This window comes from Candidatus Poriferisodalis sp., from assembly GCF_965208485.1.
GTDB lineage: Bacteria > Actinomycetota > Acidimicrobiia > Acidimicrobiales > Poriferisodalaceae > Poriferisodalis.
The window spans coordinates 2,116,800-2,135,880 of the sequence record NZ_OZ242344.1; the positions used below are offsets into that span (position 1 = coordinate 2,116,800).

A 19,081-nucleotide genomic window follows, 5' to 3' on the forward strand; every position below is an offset into this window, starting at 1 on the left:
AACCCCAAAACCCACCACTCCGCGGGACAAAGCCGTCCGCCGCGGGGAGACAGCGGACCTATTGGCAGGGTGACCCGTGCGCGAGCGCGCCCGCATCTCGCAGCGCCGCGGCGATGACGTGGGCGAGTTTGGGCGGGACGGCGTTGCCGATCTGGCGGTAGATGGCGCTCTGGGTGCCCCGCCACTCCATGTCTTGGGGGAACCCTTGGATGGCGGCGGCCTCTTGGACGGTAAGTCGACGCAACCTGTCTGGTAACGACGTGTACGGCGCTCCACCGGCTGCGAGATGGGCGTGATAGCGAGATACCCAGCAGCCATCGATGCCGTCGAGGTGGTGCTGATCAACGATTGGGGTTCTGTTGCCCCCCATCGAGGCCGGCAGCGTGGGTGCCGGCGCGTCGAGTCGCATCGGCCTGCCAGCGCCATTGAAGAGCATCCCTGCGAATGGCGAGCGCCGCATGACCGGTTGTCTGGCTGGCGTGACCTTGGCTGTGCAAAGCACGTCGTTGCCGGGTGATCCCCATGGCGGTAGGGCAGAAAGCGCCTTCCGGAGCGTTGGCTGCCTTTCAGCCGTAGTTGGAGGTGGAGTCGCGAATGCCGTGCCCAGTGGTACGCCGACGAGGAACATGCGCTCTCGCGCTTGCGGAACCCCGTAGTCGGCAGCGTTGAGCAGCAGCACGTGAGTCTCGAAGCCCAACTCCTTCGCACGCCGGCGCAGGCACGTCAGCAGCACCGACCATCGTCGGTTCACCGCGAGCGCCTTTACGTTCTCCATGACGAATGCGCGGGGTCCGACGCGTTCTACTGCATCGAAGAATCGCCACACATGCCGCGACCTCGGGTCGGAAGGATCCATCTTCCCGGCGACTGAGAATCCCTGGCAGGGCGGTCCACCGATGACCAGATCGGCAATCCCTGCCGAGAGTCCCATGAGGTGATCGTTGACATCTGCGACGACGCAACCGTGGTCATGGTTTCTCAAGTGCGGGAGGCGATCAACGATTCGCTTGTACGAGGCGCTATAGGTCTCCGCAGCAGCCGCATCGATGTCGTTCGCGGACACTGGGCGATACCCGGCCTCGCAGAACCCGAGGTCGAGACCGCCGGCACCGCTGTAGAGAGACACGAAGGTGGGCGGGGTTGATTCCACGTTCGCCCTCCCAGCTCCGTAGCGGCAACTCAGCATGTCTCACGGTAGGCCGAACGGGCGCGCGGGACGCGGATCGACGTACATGTCACAGAGTTCCGAACGGGGGCGCTGGCCGCATCCGCACGACACTTCGTCGCCGAGGCAACCGTAACCTTGTGACAGCATGACCACGCTCAGCCCAGAACAGCGTGACATCGAACGCGCGCTGCGGTCATTGCACCTCCCGCTTGATCCAAGTCTCGAACTGACCAGCGTCGCCGTTGCAGAGGACCGGCTCGACGACTCAGGGGTACCCGCTGCGGAACGTGCAGCCGCCATCGCAGCGGACGTTCAGGAGTGGGCGCGTGCGGCTCGTCCTCCAAGGCGCTTGCAGCGGCTCGTCAGCGCGATCTTGCGCAGGTGCGCCGGTTCCTCAGGCGAGGCCCTCGCAAATGGCTACCTTTGGGCCTCTCCGATGACGACATCGCGCTGATCGCACAGCTCGCCGAACCTGAGTTCGAGCCGGCGGTCATGATCCTGCTGCACTTCATGCTCACGGTTTGCGAGTTCTACGACCATCCGCTTTCTGTTATGTACGAATTCAGCCCACGCGGTGTGGCCTTCGCGTCACTTCAAGAGGCGAACCCCCTCTACGGGGTGGAAGGCAACGCAGCCCTCAACATCGCGAAGGGCGCCGTGGCACTCGACGCGGGATGGGCATGGGGACGGAAGCGCAAAGTTCGAGGCGCTGCCCTAGTTCTCGCGGGGCTGCTTGCTCGGATGGAGGAGATGCACTACCCGGCGAGACGCGAATTGGCGTCTTGGCTCCGCCAGTGGATCGTACGTCGACACCTACAACACCAGCAGGTGCCGCAGTTGCTCGAGTGGGTCGGGGCCCAGGACGATGCGTATGCGCTCATTTCGCGGTTGGCCGAATTGCCAACGGGAACCTACGGGAGCGTTGAACAGCGGATGGTCGATGCCGCTGGTGCGTTCCTGCACCGAACTCCGGAGTGGGCCGGTCGCGGTCTTCGCGATTCGGTGTTCGCCTCGAACGTCTCCCGCAAGAAGCTGGGTGACTGCGAATTCGTCAACCGCCAGCACGCGGCCATCTGTGCCTACGAGGCGCACGCAGGCGCGCTGACGGACGCGTATGTCCGTGGGCATGAGGCGTCTTTCCGTCGCGTGCTTGAGGGTCGGCGAGAAGACCTCGAAATGCGAGCGGAACCGGCCGATTGGAGCATTCGGGTGATCTTCGTGGCCCACCAAGTGGCCGGAATGGAGCCTCTTCGCCAAGTTCAGGTCGGTGACTTCACCGCCGATTTCGAGATGATCGACTACGAAGAACTGATGGAACGGCTGCAGCTGCAGATCGCATCTCGACCCGACGGTCGCTCTGAGTTCGCAATCGCCGTGAACAGCCATCTCGTCGGCCCGTTGAATGAGTCTTGGGTGCCCGAGGCCATCCGTGACCGGGTGCGCGAGCGCCTGTCCGTGCCGTCCGTCTCTAGCGTGAAGGGGTGACGCGAGTCCCCGAACGGAATGTGGTGCTGACGGGCTTCATGGGCTCGGGCAAGACCACCGTCGGCCGGCTCGTTGCGCGCGAGCTGGACTGGGCATTCGTGGACACCGATGACGTGATCGTGGCTCGGCACGGACCGATCGACGCCATCTTCGCCGAGCACGGCGAGGTTGCTTTCCGAGCGTTCGAGAGGGAGGTGGCTGCTGAAGTCGCCCGGAGCCAGCATCACGTCATCGCCACCGGCGGCCGGATGCTGCTCGACCACGCAAATGCTGATGCGCTGACCGTTACTGGCCGCGTCTTCTGTCTCGCTGCAGACGCTGACGAGATCATCCGCCGACTGAGAGCCGACATCGACGGCCCTGTGCGGCCGCTGCTTTCAGGCAAGGACCCGGCCGCCGCTGTTGCCCGCCTCTTGGACGAGCGCTCGGCTGGCTACGGACAGTTCGAGCAGGTCCGCACAGCGGGCCGCTCACCGCAGGACATTGCGGCGGACATCATCGAGCGTCTCGAAGCCTGATCGGTAGCGCCGCGCCGCCGCCGGCCGTTAGTCGGAGGCGACGATGCCGCGTTCGCTCAGGTCGGCGATCTCGCTCTCGTCGAGGCCGAGCAAGTCTCCCAACACGGCGACAGTGTGCTCACCGGCTCGTGGCGCGGGGCCGCGCACGCCCACCTCAGGCGCGTTGTGCATCCGGAACGGCGCAGCGATCGTCTCGAATTCACCGGCTTCGGGGTGGTGGATGGTCTCGAACGCCCCGGTGGCGCGCACCTGCGGATCCTGTGCAGCCTGCGCGGTGTCGTTGATCGGCGCCCAGATGCAGCGGTATTCGTCGAGCCGGGGCATCCAGTAGTCGGATGGCTGCGACTTGAACGTGTCGTCGATGTCGGCGAGCAGTGCACGCATGGCTCGAAAGCGCTGCCGGCCGGTCTCGTAGTCGGGGTTGTCCAGCAGGTCCTCCCGCTCGATGGCCTTGCAGAAGCGCTCCCACGCATCGCCGGTGTCGGGCATCGTGAAGTGCAGCCACCGCCCGTCGGCGCATTCGAAGGCTTCGAGCATCGGCGACAGGCCGCTCTCACGAGGTCGTTCGGCGTTGGGGCGGCCGTCCACGAGCGACGTGGCCATGTCGATGGCGATGGTCCAGGTCGCTGTGCGCAGCAGCGAGGATTCCACGATCTGCCCCTCGCCGGTGACATCACGGGCGCGCAGCCCGGCCATGATCGCGCCGAAGAACGCCAGGCTCGTGGTGTGGTCTCCTTGGCCCGGTCGCGCGTGCGGCGGGACGCCGCCGGGAGGCGTCGAGGCGCCGAACAAGCCCGACCGGGAGAAGAACGCCGTCACGTCGTAGCCGGGCCGGTCGATCTCGTCGCCCACCTCGCCATAGCCCGAGAGCAAGCCGATCACCAAGTCGGGCTTCATCGCCAGCAGATCGTCGGTGCCCAGACCGAACCGGTCACGGCGCTCGGGCAGCAGGTTCATCACCACGACATCGGACGCCGCGACGAGGCGACGAGCGATCGCTGAGCCGTCTGGGTCTTCCAGGTTGAGCTGGATCGATTGCTTGCCCCGATTGATGAACTGGAACGCCACGTCAGGGTTGTGGGCGCCCTCAGGCAGCTTGGCCTGCTTCATCAGCCCGCGGATCGGGTCGCCGCCGATCGCTTCCACCTTGATCACTTCGGCGCCGAGGTCGGCCATGATCGCCACCGCCGACGGCGCGGCCGCGAAGTTCGCGAACTCGGTGACCCGAATGCCCTCGAGCGGTGATGTCATGTCCGTTGCTCCTGTATATCGGTAACGATGAACTCGGTCGCCGGCTTGGCGGGCAGACCGCCCATCGCACGGCACGCAATCGTGGGAACCGTCCGCCCTTCGTGCACGGTCACTGTCCACGAGCGCCCTGCGGACGCCGCGATCACGTCGACCTCCCAGGCGTCCGGGGTGCGCCGGAAGCGCACCTCGCGCGCCATCGATTCGAGCGGCCATCCGACTTCGGCGAACACCGCCCGCTCGCCCACCTGAGCCGGCCCGGTGGCAGCCCCCCACCAGCCGCGGCAGCGCGGCGCCAGCTTGGAAGTATCCGCGGTCCGGTCCAGGATCGAGGCCAGCTCTCCGGCTTCGATGCCAGCCCACATGCGGCCGTCCGGCAGCGTCATCGCGGTAGGAGCAAAACGATGGCCCCCGGTGTGGCTGACCCGGTACACCGAGATCCGACCGCTGGCGGTCGGCGCACCGGGATAGGACTCGTGGACATCGGCGGCGCGATATGCGCGCAGCACGCCTTCGAAGTCGGCGGCCAAGCGGGTGCCCTCGCTGCCGCAGCACACATCGTGGCTGCCTTGGGTGCAGATCAGCACCGCCCGTTCGTCTTCGGTGCAGCCGAACGAGACGAAACCCTCCCGGTCTCCGACCGGGTCCGAGGGCAGGCGCTGTTCCAAGTGTGCGAAAAGCCGTCGCAGCCCGGCAGCGCCGACGGCCTCGAAGCATGCGGACTGCATCCCGACGCCGATGCGCCAATGAATCGTGACGGGAATCCTGCCGGACTGACCGCGCTCATCCGGCGGTACTGTGCCGTACCCGTCCGCCGTGACCGGCGGCACGACGGCCAGCACCCGCGTCGGGCCCGCTGCCAGATTGATCATCGGTCGGAAGTCCTCGAGCAGGCCGGAGGCAAAAACCGGCTTCGGCCAAGGCAGCGGTGTCTCGATCAGTGCGATGGCCTCCGCACTGATGGCAGTCCCGCCGGGATCGGTGCCGATGCTGACGGCGTGCGCCGAGCAGCGTGGCGCCTCGTCGTCGGCCGGCAGGAGCGCCAGCACATCAGGCTCGAGCGGAGGCGGCGCCGCAAAGGCCGGCGGCGCCAGTTGGGGCGCTGTGCCGTCCGGTGCCGCTGCCATCGGGCCAGCATAGGAAGCCATCCTCGGTTGGGCCGGATGAACACTGCCCCGAGCGGCCCTGCTCCAAACAGCCGCCAGCGCTTCACCGTCGAGCGGCTATGGCGTTGCTCGGGTTCGCGGTAGGTTCGGGTACATGCCGTGGTGGCTGTGGATGCTGATCACTATCGGGGCCTCTGGGATGTTGGTGTTCATCCACGACAGCGTCCAGAAGCGTCACTCCATCCTTCGCACGTACCCGGTCATCGGCCATCTCCGCTTCCTGCTCGAGAAGATCGGCCCGGAGCTGCGGCAGTACATCGTCGCTCACAACGAGGAGGAGCGTCCGTTCAACCGGGATGAGCGGCGCTGGGTGTACTCGACCGCCAAAGAGCAGAACACGTACTTCGGCTTCGGCACCGATGACGAGATTGACAAGCCCGGCCACATCACCTTCCGGCACAGTCCCTTCCCGCTGGGCCGGACGGTGCCGCCCGATGCGCCGATCCCGTGCGGCAAGGTCATGGGCGCTTGGAGCGATCGGGCCAAGGCGTTCCGCCCCGCTTCGATCGTGAATGTGTCGGCCATGAGCTTCGGCTCGCTCTCGGGCTCGGCGATCGAGGCGCTCAACCGTGGGGCGAAGCTGGCCGGGTGCATGCACAACACCGGCGAGGGCGGCATCTCGAAGTACCACCGCAGCGGCGGCGATCTGGTCTTCCAGGTGGGGACCGGCTATTTCGGGTGCAGGAACCCCGACGGCACGTTCTCGATGGATCGCCTGCTGGAGACGGTGGAGGGGGCGCCGGTCCGATCCATCGAAGTGAAGCTGTCACAGGGCGCCAAGCCCGGCGTCGGCGGATTGCTGCCCGGGGCAAAAGTGAGCCCCGAGATCGCGGAGGCACGCGGCGTCCCTGTCGGCAAGGACGTGGTGAGCCCCAGCCGCCACTCGGCGTTCGGCAGTGTGCCGGAGTTGGTGAGCTTCGTGGAGGAAGTGGCCGGGGCGACCGGACTGCCCGTCGGCATCAAGTCGGCAGTCGGCCAGGAGGCGTTCTGGACCGAGTTGGCGCAGCACATGGCCGAGACCCGCCGGGGTCCGGACTTCGTGACAGTGGACGGCGCCGAGGGGGGCACCGGCGCCGGACCTCTGGTGTTCACCGATCATGTGGCACTGCCGTTCTGGCGGGCGTTCGGCGTCGTGCACCGGGCGTTCGGCGAAGCCGGGCTGACCGACGAGATCGTGATGATCGGCTCGGCCAAGCTCGGCTTTCCCGCTCCGTCGGCGCTCGCGTTCAATATCGGCGTCGACATGATCGGCGTGGCCCGCGAGCCGATGATGGCAATCGGCTGCATCCAGGCCCAGCGCTGCCATACCGATCACTGCCCCACTGGCGTGGCAACCAGAACAAGTGGCTCTCTCGCGGCCTCGACCCGGCGCTCAAGAGCGTGCGCCTCGCCAACTACGTCATCGGCCTGCGCAAGGAGCTGTTCCGGCTGGCCGACGCGTGCGGGGTGTCCCATCCGGGACTCATCGGAGGCGACAACGTCAACGTCGTGAGTCCCTTCGGCGATCTCATCCCGGCTCATCACGCATTCGGCGTGATGGGCGAGCGCACGCACAGCCCAGCCCGCATCGCCGGCCTGCTGGAGGCGGTGAGCGCTCGCTCCGAGCAGCACGCGCAACTCGACGCCGACGCGCTGGCAGACTCTCTCGCACCGAACTCATCTTCGGAAACGGACGAGCACCCGATCCGCACCTAGTGGTTCGAGTCGAGGAGGATGTGATGAGCCGCCCGCCTGGCCACCCGATTCAGGCCAGCGCCGGGGCCGGCGAGCGCATCACCGGCGAGCACAAGGCGGCATTCGCGGCTGATGGCGTGGTGAAGGTGACCCATGCGGTCACCGACGACTGGATCGAACGTGTGCTCGGCGTCGCCGACCAGCAGTTGCGCGATCCCGGCAAGTGGGTGTCGGACACGAATCCGGGTGCCACCGAGAACCGGCTTTTTACGAGCCGCTACCGCTGGTCAGAAGATCCGGTGATCGGCGATTTCGTCTTCCATTCGGGCATGGCCCAGATGGCGGCGGCGCTGATGGAGTCCCGCACGGCCCGGTTCTACTTCGATCACCTGCTGATCAAGGAACCGCGAACCACCAATCCGACGCCGTGGCACCAGGACATTCCCTACTGGCCGTTCATGGGCAAGCAGATCTGTTCGGCATGGGTGGCGATGACACCGGTGACGGTGGAGGAGAGCTCGCTGGAGTTCGTGCGTGGCTCGCACAGCTGGGACGCCTACTACGCGCCGGAGTCCTTCGACGGCAAGAAGGGATTCATGGCCGACTTCGAAGGCGAGAAGATGCCCGACGTGGAGGCCAACCGGGCCGACTACGACATCGTGGGCTTCGATGTAGAGCCCGGCGATGCACTGTTCTTTTCGTCGTGGATCATCCACGGCTCACCCGGCAACGCCGGCGACCATCGGCGCGTGGCGCTGTCGACCCGATGGCTGGGCGATGACGCCGTCTGGTACCCCCATCCCGGGTGCGATCCGATCATCACCGACGACGACACAGTTGCTGACGCCGGCGAGTACCCCGCCGACGACGACAGATTCCCGCTCGTCGCGCCATAGCGCCTCGCACGGGTGTCGAATGAGTCACTGCCCCCCATTGGGGCAGGAGTAGGTTTGCCGTATGGACTACCCAGTTTCCGTTTCCGTCGACGCCCGGACCGCGTAGCGAACTGGCGATCGCTCATTCGCTGGATCTTGCTGATCCCGCACTTCATGATCCTGGCCGTATTCCACCTCGTAGCGTGGCTGCTCGCGATCTTGACCATGCTCGCAATTCTCATTACCGGCAAGCTTCCGGCGGGCATCGCGAATTTCCAGACGATGTACATCCGCTACTACCCGCGTGTGCTGTCGTTCGTGCATGTCATCCACCACCAGTACCCGCCGTTCAGCGTGGCGGAATAGGCCTTCTACCGACCCCTTCCGCCTCCATTCCAGCGCGCGCCGGCAGCATCGCTGCCTGTACGCGCCATCAACGCGCCGCCCGGCGATCGGCGCGGCCTTGGGGCTACCGTGCGGTCGGTGATCGAAGCCCGAGGTGAGTGACTGCGATGAGTGAGATGACTGGCGGCGAGGCCGTCGCGGCGACACTGGCACGCTTGGGCGTAAGGCACGTGTTCGGGATCGTCAGCGTTCACAACCTGCCGATCTACGAGGCGCTGTCCTCCCACGACGGCATCGAGGTGGTGAAGGTCCGCCACGAGCAGAACGCGGCGCACGCGGCCGACGCCTACTACCGCGCGACGGGCGAGATGGGTGTACTGCTCACCTCCACCGGCCCGGGAGCCGCCAACGCGGTGGCCGGCCTCTATGAAGCCTCGTTCACCAGTTCGGCCGTGCTGATGGTGACCGGCCAGACCGAGTCCCGCTTCTACGGCAAGGGGAAGGGGTTCCTGCACGAGAACGAGGGGCAGGTGGACATGCTGCGGTCAGTGTGCCGCAGTGTGGCGTCGGTGCGCCACCCCAGCGAGATCTCGGCCGAGATCGCCCGTGTTGCCGACGACATTCGAACCGGCCGGCCGCAGCCCGGCGCCGTCGAGATCCCGATCGACTTCCAGTACGCACGTGTCGGCGATGCGCCGCTGGTCGGGTCGCCCGAGGTGCCCCGGCTGCGGCCTGACGCCGGGCTGCTGGACGACGCAGCCGAGCGTCTGGCGAGCGCTCACCGGCCGCTGATCTGGGCCGGTGGCGGGGTGGTTGCCGCCGACGCCTCGGCTGAGCTCACTGCAGTGGCCGAGCGGCTCGGGGCGCCTGTCGTGACCACGATCGAGGGCCGCAGTGCCCTGAGCGAGCTGCATCCGCTGTCGCTGGGTTTCCGCTCTGATCGTCCTCAGATGGCTGACGTCTTCGCCGAAGCCGACCTGTTGCTGGCGGTGGGCACCCGCTTTCAGAACTACGCCACCCGGGTGTGGGCGCTGCGGCTGCCCGACGAGCTGATTCATCTCGATGCCGACCCGGGTGTGATCGGTCTCAACTATCCGGCGTCGCTGGCCGTCGTGGGCGATGCCAAGCTGAGCCTGGCGGGGTTGGCAGAGCGGCTGGGCGACGGCACACCCACGGTCGACGACGGCTACGTGGAACGGGCCCGCAAGCACCGCTCCGCGGACATCGAGGCCATGCGTGAAGAGATCGGGTCCGACCACGCTGCGATCTGCGACGCGATCCGCCGCATGCTGGGTGACGAGGCTCGCATCGTGCGCGACACCACGGTGCCCGGCTACATGTGGGGCAATCGGCTGCTGCCGATCGTGGCGCCGCGCACGTCGTTGCGGGCCGCGAGTGCTGCCATCGGTCCTGGCGTGCCGATGGCCGTCGGCGCATCGCTGGCCACCGGCCAGCCGACGGTCGTGATCCAGGGGGACGGCGGCCTCATGCTGTCGATCGGCGAGATCTCCACACTCGCCGAGCACGGCTTGCCGGTCATCGTGTGCGTCTTCAACGACGGCGGCTACGGCGTGCTGCGCATCATCCAGGACGCGCTGTGGGATGAACACCACGGCACCGAGATCGGCGGCATCGACTTCGTCGGCGTGGCCGAGGCCATGAGCGTGCCGGGCAAGAGGGTGCGCAGCGTTGCCGAATTCGAAGCCGCCTTCGGCGAGGCGGTGGCCCGTGCCAGCGGTGAATCCGGCCCGGTCGGGCCGTCGCTGATCGACATCGATCTCAGCGCGCTGATCCCGATCACGTTCCCGCTCCCGGCCCACCAGCGCCGCCGCGAGAACTAAGCGGGGCCTGTTGGCCCTCCAACCACTTGCGACCATCGTTCCGGCAAAGTTCCCTAGGAGGCTGGTCGGAAAGCCGCTGTTTCGGCGTTTGTCAGATGCAAACCCACAGGTCAGGGACTTGCTGTGTCGGCAAGATCCCCATTTCCGACCACCCTCCTAGGAGCCTGCTGATTTGTTGGTGGTGGTTTCTGCGTGCGGGGGGTGGGCGCGCGGGACGCTGGCGGGGTGCAGGGGGCGGCGGATCTGGGTCGGGTGTTGTTGGACGCGGCGGTCCGGTCATGATGACCGGGTTGTGGAAGCCGCAATCACCAGTGGAGGTGTCCATTGTGGCAGGGAGGTTGTCGTTGGCTGAGCGTGCTCGTGTTGAGGCGCTCACCTGGTGCGCGCCCTCACCTGGGACCAAGGCCGCGAGACGGCCCGCTGGGCCGGCACCGAGACCGCGCTCGACATCGAGGTGTTCCTCTGCGAGTCCCGCAGCTTTTGGCAGCGCCCGACCAACGAGCAAACCAACGCACTGCTGCGGCGCCGGCTGCCCAAAGGCACCCCCCTCGACTTGAACCCCCTCAAGCTCTCCATCATCGAGGACAACCTCAACTGGATGCCCCGCCGCCTCCACGACTGGCAATCAGCTGCCGACATCTACGCTCAACTCAGTCGCAACCACCAATAGAGCTTGCCCAAGAAGTCAAGTCATGTTGTGGTAGGTTTCCTACATGACAACGGCGGCACTCTCGCCAGATCTGAGCCACCTGAGCTTGTCCGGTACGGCTCGTGAGTGGATCGAGCAACTGCCTGCCAGCGCATGGTTTCGCGCCGCTGCAGTGCCGGGTCCGAAGCACATCGTGCACAACGTGCTCAGCCGCCTCTTGGCCGCTGATTTCCCGATCATCGGGAGGGCAGCACGCGGTATCTACTGGCGGCAGCCGCCGCCATCGGCGCACCAGTACGGCAAGGCACCCGTCTTCACGGATGCCGCCGATTCGGTGCTTGCCCCTCCTGGCTCGAGCTATGCGGGTTTCTGTGCGCTCAGTCGCCTCGGGTGGTCCACTCAGGTCCCGTATCGCACGACAATCGCGATCCCTTACCGGAACCTCACTCCTCCGACCTTGCCTACGGGTCCGCCAGTGCGCTTCGTGGAACGATCAAACGAGCGACGCCGAGATCTGAATTGGAACGAAGCCAACCTGCTCGAGGCAGCGAAGGCCGCGGCTGCGGCTGACTACCAAGACTGGGAATACGCCATGTGGCTGCTTGGCGAGGCGAACGGTTGGATGAAGCCGGGCGAGCCGGTCCGCAAGGAAAGACTGCTGTGGGCCTCGGAGACGGAGCCGCCGGGGCGCCGTTGGCCGTTCGACGGCGATGGTGATCGTGCGTTTGGGGTGGTCATCGGGCGGCTGGCAGATGAGCTGCCGGAACTGTTGGAGATCTCGTGAAGAGTGCGAGGCGATGCCTCGCCCCGACGCAGCGTGGCGGACTGTGCCAGAACTACTTCGACACCTGCCCTGTCAGCGCTCATCGATCCCGTTCGCTGGACACGCGAGCAGCCCCAGACTCGGCGCGGGCTATGGCGCGAGACATGATGGATGACAGGGCAGCATCCGGCGCCCCAAGGGTTCCTCTTGCTGATGACGAGGATCGATTCCGAGAGATAGCTGCTGCTGCGGCAGACCACTACGGGCTGGCCCGCGATCTGATCGTCCGCGACTACTGGCTCGTCAGGACTCTTCACGCGTGGCAGAACGCTGTCGGAGACGGCTATGTGCAGCGCAGATATCCGAACCCTGAGCGGTCCGACATCGAGAACCGTGTCGGACGCTTCGTCTTCGGCGGCGGCATTTCGCTGTCCGCGGCGTGGGGAATAACGCAGCGGTGGTCAGAGGACATTGATCTCGTGCTCAGCCCTGAAGATCACACGAAGGCCAGAGAGATGCGGCATGCGTGCATGGACGCGTTCAATCGAGTCGCGGCGAGAATCTCTGGCACCTACAAGGTCGTCAGCAAGGGATCCGAGCATCGATTCGCGACGTTCGTCCATCCGCGTCGGGCCGGGGTCTCGCGGATTGACGTGTCGTTCAAGCCACTCGGTGTTGCCCCGATATGGATGCAGCGCGAACAGGTCATGTCGATGATCGGTCGGTTGTGCGACGACGAGATGCACGAGGCACATCCCGAGCTCGGAGGCTTCGACGTCATGACCTTGGGCCCAGGCACTACAGCGATGAACAAGCTGCTGGCACAGGCTGAGACGAGCAACTCAGGCGACCTGAGATTCATCAGAGAACGGGCTCGGGACATGTACGACCTCGCTTGCATCGCCCGCGACAGGCAAAGGTTCGAAGGGCACATCGGACGGGACAGCAGAGCACTTCTGCACATCGCCGAAACATGGGATCCACGTGACGCACGCAAGCGCCCCGCGGAAGGCTTCGGTTCGTTGCGCACATTCGACACGTCAACTGCGGAGCATGATGCTCTTGCTCAGGGCTACGAGGATGTACTCGACAACATGGTGTGGGGCGAGAAGATCCCGCTGAGCGAAGCGATCCATCTCGCAGTCAGCCTTGACCCTGGGCCTCCTGAGAAGTACTCGCCGCCGGAACCTAACCGTCTCGTCGCTTACCCGAGGAACTGATCTCAGCAAGAGCCTTCTCTAGCAGGATGCTGAAAAAGTCGGTTTTCGGGCGGCGCCCAGTTGCAAACCCGCAGGTCAGGGGCTTGCGCTTCCGGCCAGACCTGCATATTTCGAGCCTTCGTCCTTTTGTGGGATTCGGGCTGCTGGGTTCGGCGGGGTCAGGTTAGTAGCAGGCCGCGGGCTTCGAAGTTCGTGTAGTTGGTGAAGCCGTGGGCTTTGCGGCGCAGGATCTGCAGCAGGTTGTTGGTTCCTTCGATGGGTCCGTTGCTGGGCCGGCCGGCTTGGTGCCAGTCGAGGATCTGGGGGTGCCACGCCAAGAAGGTGTCGACTGTGTCGCTGAACTCGGGGATCAGCCCGGTGCCGTAGATGTCCGCGAACCGGTCGAGCGCTTCGAGGGCGCCCTTTCGGTCCTTGGCGAGATAGAGGCCGTGCAGCTCGCCGAGCGCGTCCCACGCGGCTTTGAGCCGCGGGTGGGCGGCGAACAGCTCCTCGAGCCGTTGGCGTTCGGCGGCGTCGAGCTTGTCGGGCCGTCTCATGAGCAAGAACCTGGCCCGGAACACGTCGCGGTCGAACACAGGCTTGGAGCCTTCGGGGCGGCGCTGCACGTCTCGGCGCACCGCGGTCAGCCCGGCGGCGAACCATCGGATCACATGGAACCGGTCCAGCACGTGGCGGGCGTGGCCGAGCCGCGCCTCGATGGCGGCCTTGTATGCCTTGGAACCGTCGGACACCACGACTTTGACGCCTTTGCACCATTTGTGGCCCTGAGCAGCCAGAAACCCCGACAGGGCTTGGCTGTTGCGATGCGGCACCATGGCGAGCACCTCGCCGGTGTCGCCGTTCACGAGCACCGTCACATAGCGGTGCCGCTTGCGGATCGAGGTCTCGTCCACCAACAGAACACGGCACCGTCGGCGGCGTCGATGACCGGCGACCAGCCCCGCATAGGCGACCACCAAAGCATTGACCAGCTTCCAGCCCACCTGATGGCGCTTGGCTGCCGCGTTGACCGTCATCGCGCGTGCGTCCTGGACCACCCGCCGCGCCAGACGCGCCGTGACGCTGCCCTCGAACGCCGGATGGTCCTCCATGAACCGCCGCCCGCACGGCTCGCACACCATCCGCCGCCGATCCCACACCAACGTGGTCGGCCGGCCCGACACCTCCAAGTCGCGGATCTCGCGGTCCCGGCGGTCATGGACCCTCCCGCTCGGCGTCCCACAACCCGGGCACTCGGGGCGACGCACCGCCGAGCGCACCCGCACCACCAGCTCCAAAGGCGCGTCGACCGCGACCTCCAGCACCTCAATACGCGGCAGCCACAGCCGCACCGACATAACATCACGCTTCATCGAGGCCCCCTGGGGTTCGGCGTCTCTCAAACACCGATCCCAGCAGGGCCTCGACCCCTACAAGCGGACCCTCAACCGCCCCTCATCCCACAAAAAGGCGAAGGACCCATATTTCAGCAGCCTGCTAGACCAGAAACGAAGGGAATCGCGACGAGTTCGCCTTCGTATGCATACAGCCTCTGATCATCAGCTGCACTGGGAGAAACGACGATTTAGTTCCGGTCGCGCTCGGACCGGTCAACTCGGTTACAGGCCCGACGTGTCGGCTTCGGGGTCGAAGTAGGTGCGGCCCGCCAGTTCCATGACCGGCATGGCCACCATGAAGTGAGCCGAAGCAGTCTGAGCGTCGCGCAGGTGGCGTTGCAGCGGGGATGCTTCGAAGATCGCGGTGCCCCCGACGGCAGAATTCATGGACTGGGTGACGCGCAGGCCCGTTAGCATCGCATGGGTCGTCGCGGTGCGCAGGTCACGCCGCAGTTCCAGATCCGACAGACCGTGCTGGGTCCGCTCCCACGCAGCGTCGATCGAGGCATACAGCAGATTCCGCGCGGCGCGCACTTCGGTGTCTGCCACTGCCACTGCCGAATGCAGCGCCGGCCGTTGGCCCAGCGTGCGCCGCGAGCCCTGCGGCACCTTCGACTTGGCGATTTCGATGACCTCGTCGACGCACGCCCGGGCCATACCGAGCGCGATCGCGCCGATCGGCAGCGCCAGCAGGCCGAACAACGGCATGCGGTACAGCGGCTCAGCGGCATATGGGGACTTCAGGATGGTGCGCTCGTCGGCGATGCGGGAGGCGGGAAGCCAGACGTCGCGGGCTTCGAATGTGCTCGATCCCGAACCGCGCAGCCCGCTGGTGAACCAGTCGTCGTGCAGCTCGATGTCGCCGGGCCGGAAGAACGCCCTGCCCAGCGCCGGCTGCGGGCCGTCGCCGCTGTCGATCTGCACGCCCCCCGAGATCCACTCCGCGTTGTGGGAGCCCGATGCCCACGCCCAGCGCCCGTTCACGATGTACCCGTCGGTGCCATCGGGTCCCGGTGCCGCGGTCGCCGTTCCGGAATGAGCGAACACCCCAGCGGTGATGACATCGGGGTTCTCGAGCACCTCGGCGAGCTGGGTCGGTTCGAGCGCAGCGAACATGATCTGCGAAGTCGAGCCGATGAACGTGCACCACGCTGCGGAGGCGTTGCCCATGGCCAGCACCTCGCTGATGTTCGCGACGGCTGACGGCGACAGGCCCATCCCGCCGAGCGCCGGAGGCACCAGCGTGCGGTAGAAGCCATCAGCGGCCAGCGCATCGGCCAGGTCCTGCGGTAGCTGCCGCAGCGAGTCGATCTCAGCGCTGCGGTCCCGCAGCGTCGGGGCCCACTCGGCAGCCAGTGTCAGCATCTTGTCGCTCATGACCCCGCCTCCGGCTCGCACTCGAACGGCACGCTCAGCTCATCACCCACACGGCGCAGTGATCGCACCACCGAGGCCGGGTAGCTGACCGTGCCGGCAGCAGCCCGCCGATCCATCTCAAGCTGTTCGAGCTCTCCCGGCAGGTACACGGTCTGGCCCGGCAGCGCGTCCTCTTCTCCGGCGGCCCGGATCTGGGCGACCATGTCCTCTATGTCGTCGAAGTAATCGTCGCGGTCACGGAACACGCCCGGATCCATCAGCAGGAAGAACTGTCCCCGCCGTCCCACGGCGACGTCGCCGGTGTGGGCAGAACCGGCCAGGATTCCGGCAGCAATGTTCGACGCCGTGATCATGCCGATGCCCTTGTATCCGCCGATCGCGGGCACGATGCCCCGCATCGCCACATCGGGATCGACGGTGGGGTTGCCGTCGCGGTCCAGGAAGCCCCACTCCTGCGGAATCTCTGAGCCTTCCGAGCGGGCCCGCAGCACCTTGCCCAGCGCCACCGGCGTGATCGCCATGTCCAGCACGATCGGCGGACGGTCGCGGCGGGGGAACGTCCACACGATCGGATTGTTGCCGAACAGCTTGCGGCGGCTGCCGAACGGCGCCAGATTCGGCACCGACGTCGTCGTGCCATAGCAGACGAAGCCGGCCTCAGCGGCGTGATAGGGGTAGTTCGCCCCGCAGCCCCAGTCGTTGGAGTTGCGGATCACGCCGACCACCAGCCCGCTGTCGCGAGCCGCCTCGATGAGCTGCTCCATGAAGCGGGTGATCACCAGCTGGCCCAGACCGTGGTGCCCGTCGGCCACCAGCACCGACGGCGTGCGGGTCACAATCTCGCACTGCGCCGCCGGGTCGGTGGTGCCGTCGCGGAACCATCTCACGTACCAGCTGACTCGCTGGAAGCCATGCGTGTCGACGCCGCGCAGGTCTGACCACAGCTGGTTGTCCACCACTGTTGCGGCGTCGCCGGCAGCCATGCCGGCAGCGACGTACGCATCGGTGCCCCACGGGCGCAGATCGTCCAACCGGAACGACAACGGTGCGTTGTCATCGCCCTCGGCAGGCCGATCCTCGGGAATCCCCCGGGGCAGGTTCTCGTCGGGTGTGCCTTGCTCGCTCATGTCCCGCCACTCACCCTCTGCTCGGTTCGATGCGTGTTTCTACCCGCGGGCTTGACTTCGCGCCGACCTTGAGGTCACTTGCGAGCTGCGCTGAGCGCGCGGGCGGCTAGCGATCAAGCCAGTCCTGGCGTGTGTACCCGGCTTGCCTCAGGATCCGCAGCAAGAACGGGGCGGGGATCTCCCGGTCGCCTGGGATCACTTGCCGATGGGTTCCCTTAACCATGAAGTCGTGGTTGCCACCGGGTCGGGGGCCGTTCCAGCCTCGCTCACTGAGGAAGCGGATGAGGTCGCGACGGGTGGCTGGGGGGAGCCGACTCGTCATGCAGGCGTGGCGATCTCGCCCTCACGGATCGATGGGATGGGATGACCCAGTTCCTGTCCGAGTTTGACCCAGCCGGCGAGAACGTCGCGGAGCTTCTGTCGGGCCTCGTCGTGAGTGGCACCGGAAGCGGATGCGCCTGGGCAGTTCGGGTTCTCGGCCCACCAGCCGGCGAGCGTGCCGTCGTCGTCGAAGACTTCCTCGAATGTGGCACCGGCGAGGGTGGCGTCGAGCCAGCTCTCGAGCGGCAGTTCTGGCCGGTGGCTCACCATGTTCCAAGTGTAATTCCGGGCAGCAGTTTCGCTGCTACAGATTGTCGATGACGGCCGTGGCGAAGCCGTCTGTGCTGGCGTGTCCGCCCTGATCTGGTGTCAGATGCTCGCCCGCCTCGTACACCTGCGCCAGGGCGCGGTCGAGGTGATCCGCCGGAGCGTCCATCCCGAGATATCGCAGCATCATCTCGGCTGATTCCAGCGTGGCCGTCGGGTTGATGATGCCTTGGCCGGCAATGTCGGGGGCGGTGCCGTGGGCCGATTCGAAGTACGCCCAGTCGTCGCCGTAGCAGCCCGACGACGCCAGACCCATGCCGCCGATCGTGCCGGCGCCTTGGTCGGACAGGATGTCGCCGTACAGGTTCGGCAGCAGCAGCACGTCCAGCTCGTGGGGCCGCACCACCAGCCGGTGGGCCATGTCGTCGATGATGAACTGCTCGTAGACGACGCCGGGATACTCCTGGGCGACCTCGCGGGCGATGTCGCAGAACCAGCGGTCGGTAGCCGGGAGCATGTTGGTTTTGGCCGAGACGGTCAGCTTGCCGCCACGCCGCAGCGCCAGTTCGCAGGCGAACCGGGTCACACGCTCGGTGCCCGGCCGGGTGATGATCTTGGCGGCGAATCGGCCGTTGGCTGCATCGGGCGGGATGCGTGAGCGGCCCTCGGCCAACCCGGCGTCGAGCAGCTGGCGCGCAGGGCCCATCACCCCCACGTACATGTCCTCGAGGTTCTCGCGCACGATCACGTAGTCGATCCCCTCGGGTCGGGCCAGCGGCGAGGCGTATCCGGGGCGCCAGTGGACCGGTCGCACGTTGGCGTAGGTGCGCTTGCCCCAGCGCATGAAGCCCGCCCCCGGCGTCGTGCCGTTCGACGAGCCGAAGAGCACCGTGTCGGCAGCGTCGATGTGCCCACCGACCAGCGACTCTCGCTCGTCTGGCGTGAGCGCCGCCAGATCGTCGCCCACCGGCACATGGTCCCAGTCGATGGGCAGATCCAACGCATCCAGCACGCGCAGCGAGGCCGCCATTGCTTCGGGCGCAGCGTCATCGCCAGGAATCACGCACACCCGCTGCCGCCGCTGTTCAGTCACAGGCCGACGTTAGGCGGCATCCGCACGCCGGCGACGGGCGACGAGGCCGATCTACAGGCTTGGCTTGGTGACCATGACGGCGATGGCGGCCACGATCACGAGGTTGCTTGCCATCGCCCACAGCTCGGCCCGCCGACGCAAGCGCCGGGCATCGTCGGCTCGTTCGTCACCAGCTTCCAGAGCCTCGGCCAGCTTGGCGCTGGTCGGCCGGATCGCGCCGTGCGCGATTCCTGCCCAGGCGAAGTAGAGGATGAACGCCGCCGTCACCCAGTCCTGCCGCAGGTCCCACCGGTCGTCGATCAGCACGGCCACCAGCCCGGCGATGCCTGCGAGATACGCCGCGATGTCGGTGAGCCGGTTCGAGGCGAACTCGTACGAGCGCCGCACAGCGCCCGCACCGTCGGGACCCTCGGCCCAGGCCCGTCGCAGCATCACCGTGCCGAGCGCGTTCCCACCGAAACCCACCACGGCGCCGGCCAAGTGAACGACCAGCACTGCCTGGTACCAGCCGGAGTTGAAGCTTGCGCCTACGAGCGATCCGCCGACAGTCATGCCCGCGAGTATCGCC

At 66.5% G+C, this 19,081-nt stretch carries 18 protein-coding genes and 1 pseudogene; 9 read left to right on the forward strand and 10 right to left on the reverse strand.

Features of this window, described 5'->3' with window-relative positions:
* Positions 1–58: 58 nt before the first annotated feature.
* On the reverse strand, positions 59–1,150 hold the full coding sequence (locus tag ACOGXQ_RS09860; RefSeq protein ID WP_419947218.1) for a DNA cytosine methyltransferase: 1,092 nt from the start codon (positions 1,148–1,150) through the stop codon (positions 59–61).
* A 441-nt stretch (positions 1,151–1,591) separates the two neighbouring features.
* Here ACOGXQ_RS09860 and ACOGXQ_RS09865 point away from each other — a divergent pair, with 441 nt between their 5' ends.
* Together ACOGXQ_RS09865 and ACOGXQ_RS09870 are read left to right on the forward strand one after the other, a co-directional pair.
* Positions 1,592–2,653, forward strand: a complete 1,062-nt coding sequence (locus tag ACOGXQ_RS09865; RefSeq protein WP_419947219.1) for a hypothetical protein — start codon at positions 1,592–1,594, stop codon at positions 2,651–2,653.
* Complete coding sequence (locus ACOGXQ_RS09870) at positions 2,650–3,171, forward strand: shikimate kinase (RefSeq protein ID WP_419947220.1); 522 nt, start codon at positions 2,650–2,652, stop codon at positions 3,169–3,171. The genes ACOGXQ_RS09865 and ACOGXQ_RS09870 overlap by 4 nt, the downstream gene beginning before the upstream one ends.
* Before the next feature lie 27 nt (positions 3,172–3,198).
* Here the strand turns inward: ACOGXQ_RS09870 and ACOGXQ_RS09875 are convergent, their stop codons facing one another.
* Together ACOGXQ_RS09875 and ACOGXQ_RS09880 are read right to left on the reverse strand one after the other, a co-directional pair.
* On the reverse strand, positions 3,199–4,422 hold the full coding sequence (locus tag ACOGXQ_RS09875) for a CaiB/BaiF CoA transferase family protein (RefSeq protein WP_419947221.1): 1,224 nt from the start codon (positions 4,420–4,422) through the stop codon (positions 3,199–3,201).
* Positions 4,419–5,546 (reverse strand): sucrase ferredoxin, encoded by a 1,128-nt coding sequence (locus ACOGXQ_RS09880; RefSeq protein ID WP_419947222.1) that lies wholly within the window; start codon positions 5,544–5,546, stop codon positions 4,419–4,421. The genes ACOGXQ_RS09875 and ACOGXQ_RS09880 overlap by 4 nt, the downstream gene beginning before the upstream one ends.
* 151 nt (positions 5,547–5,697) lie before the next feature.
* Here ACOGXQ_RS09880 and ACOGXQ_RS09885 point away from each other — a divergent pair.
* From ACOGXQ_RS09885 to ACOGXQ_RS09915, 7 genes and pseudogenes are all read left to right on the forward strand, one after another.
* Positions 5,698–7,280, forward strand: a pseudogene (locus ACOGXQ_RS09885) (FMN-binding glutamate synthase family protein).
* 23 nt (positions 7,281–7,303) lie between these two features.
* Positions 7,304–8,155 (forward strand): phytanoyl-CoA dioxygenase family protein, encoded by an 852-nt coding sequence (locus ACOGXQ_RS09890; RefSeq protein ID WP_419947223.1) that lies wholly within the window; start codon positions 7,304–7,306, stop codon positions 8,153–8,155.
* 12 nt (positions 8,156–8,167) lie between these two features.
* Positions 8,168–8,500, forward strand: coding sequence for a DUF4389 domain-containing protein (locus ACOGXQ_RS09895; RefSeq protein ID WP_419947224.1), 333 nt, complete (start codon positions 8,168–8,170; stop codon positions 8,498–8,500).
* A gap of 146 nt (positions 8,501–8,646) precedes the next feature.
* Entirely contained in the window at positions 8,647–10,320 is a 1,674-nt protein-coding gene (locus tag ACOGXQ_RS09900; RefSeq protein ID WP_419947225.1) for a thiamine pyrophosphate-binding protein, read from the forward strand.
* Between the two features lie 379 nt (positions 10,321–10,699).
* Positions 10,700–10,990 (forward strand): hypothetical protein, encoded by a 291-nt coding sequence (locus ACOGXQ_RS09905; RefSeq protein WP_419947226.1) that lies wholly within the window; start codon positions 10,700–10,702, stop codon positions 10,988–10,990.
* Between the two features lie 43 nt (positions 10,991–11,033).
* Positions 11,034–11,753: a hypothetical protein gene (locus ACOGXQ_RS09910; protein ID WP_419947227.1), complete on the forward strand. Its 720-nt coding sequence runs from the start codon at positions 11,034–11,036 to the stop codon at positions 11,751–11,753.
* A 143-nt stretch (positions 11,754–11,896) separates the two neighbouring features.
* Positions 11,897–12,952, forward strand: a complete 1,056-nt coding sequence (locus ACOGXQ_RS09915) for a nucleotidyl transferase AbiEii/AbiGii toxin family protein (protein ID WP_419947228.1) — start codon at positions 11,897–11,899, stop codon at positions 12,950–12,952.
* Between the two features lie 158 nt (positions 12,953–13,110).
* Here the strand turns inward: ACOGXQ_RS09915 and ACOGXQ_RS09920 are convergent, their stop codons facing one another.
* The 7 genes from ACOGXQ_RS09920 to ACOGXQ_RS09950 form a co-directional block, all read right to left on the reverse strand.
* On the reverse strand, positions 13,111–14,304 hold the full coding sequence (locus ACOGXQ_RS09920) for an ISL3 family transposase (protein WP_419943792.1): 1,194 nt from the start codon (positions 14,302–14,304) through the stop codon (positions 13,111–13,113).
* A gap of 246 nt (positions 14,305–14,550) precedes the next feature.
* Positions 14,551–15,705 carry an acyl-CoA dehydrogenase family protein gene (locus tag ACOGXQ_RS09925; RefSeq protein ID WP_419947229.1) on the reverse strand — a complete coding sequence of 385 codons (1,155 nt, stop codon included), beginning with the start codon at positions 15,703–15,705 and terminating at the stop codon, positions 14,551–14,553.
* A complete protein-coding gene (locus ACOGXQ_RS09930; RefSeq protein WP_419947230.1) occupies positions 15,702–16,832 on the reverse strand; it encodes an Ldh family oxidoreductase in 1,131 nt (376 codons plus the stop codon). Before ACOGXQ_RS09930 ends, ACOGXQ_RS09925 begins: the two co-directional genes overlap by 4 nt.
* Positions 16,833–16,938: 106 nt before the next feature.
* Positions 16,939–17,154 (reverse strand): type II toxin-antitoxin system HicA family toxin, encoded by a 216-nt coding sequence (locus ACOGXQ_RS09935; RefSeq protein ID WP_419947231.1) that lies wholly within the window; start codon positions 17,152–17,154, stop codon positions 16,939–16,941.
* Positions 17,151–17,423 (reverse strand): type II toxin-antitoxin system HicB family antitoxin, encoded by a 273-nt coding sequence (locus tag ACOGXQ_RS09940; protein WP_419947232.1) that lies wholly within the window; start codon positions 17,421–17,423, stop codon positions 17,151–17,153. Before ACOGXQ_RS09940 ends, ACOGXQ_RS09935 begins: the two co-directional genes overlap by 4 nt.
* A gap of 34 nt (positions 17,424–17,457) precedes the next feature.
* A complete protein-coding gene (locus ACOGXQ_RS09945; RefSeq protein WP_419947233.1) occupies positions 17,458–18,513 on the reverse strand; it encodes an isocitrate/isopropylmalate dehydrogenase family protein in 1,056 nt (351 codons plus the stop codon).
* Between the two features lie 51 nt (positions 18,514–18,564).
* Positions 18,565–19,065, reverse strand: coding sequence for a DUF2269 family protein (locus ACOGXQ_RS09950; RefSeq protein WP_419947234.1), 501 nt, complete (start codon positions 19,063–19,065; stop codon positions 18,565–18,567).
* Positions 19,066–19,081 lie beyond the last annotated feature (16 nt).

Bases quoted from the DNA above. Each gene is read 5' to 3' on its own strand.
- ACOGXQ_RS09875 (WP_419947221.1), bottom strand. From the start codon at position 4,422: ATGACATCACCGCTCGAGGGCATTCGGGTCACCGAGTTCGCGAACTTC.
- ACOGXQ_RS09880 (WP_419947222.1), bottom strand. From the start codon at position 5,546: ATGGCAGCGGCACCGGACGGCACAGCGCCCCAACTGGCGCCGCCGGCC.
- ACOGXQ_RS09890 (WP_419947223.1), top strand. From the start codon at position 7,304: ATGAGCCGCCCGCCTGGCCACCCGATTCAGGCCAGCGCCGGGGCCGGC.
- ACOGXQ_RS09900 (WP_419947225.1), top strand. From the start codon at position 8,647: ATGAGTGAGATGACTGGCGGCGAGGCCGTCGCGGCGACACTGGCACGC.
- ACOGXQ_RS09910 (WP_419947227.1), top strand. From the start codon at position 11,034: ATGACAACGGCGGCACTCTCGCCAGATCTGAGCCACCTGAGCTTGTCC.
- ACOGXQ_RS09915 (WP_419947228.1), top strand. From the start codon at position 11,897: ATGATGGATGACAGGGCAGCATCCGGCGCCCCAAGGGTTCCTCTTGCT.
- ACOGXQ_RS09920 (WP_419943792.1), bottom strand. From the start codon at position 14,304: ATGAAGCGTGATGTTATGTCGGTGCGGCTGTGGCTGCCGCGTATTGAG.
- ACOGXQ_RS09925 (WP_419947229.1), bottom strand. From the start codon at position 15,705: ATGAGCGACAAGATGCTGACACTGGCTGCCGAGTGGGCCCCGACGCTG.
- ACOGXQ_RS09930 (WP_419947230.1), bottom strand. From the start codon at position 16,832: ATGAGCGAGCAAGGCACACCCGACGAGAACCTGCCCCGGGGGATTCCC.
- ACOGXQ_RS09935 (WP_419947231.1), bottom strand. From the start codon at position 17,154: ATGACGAGTCGGCTCCCCCCAGCCACCCGTCGCGACCTCATCCGCTTC.
- ACOGXQ_RS09940 (WP_419947232.1), bottom strand. From the start codon at position 17,423: ATGGTGAGCCACCGGCCAGAACTGCCGCTCGAGAGCTGGCTCGACGCC.
- ACOGXQ_RS09950 (WP_419947234.1), bottom strand. From the start codon at position 19,065: ATGACTGTCGGCGGATCGCTCGTAGGCGCAAGCTTCAACTCCGGCTGG.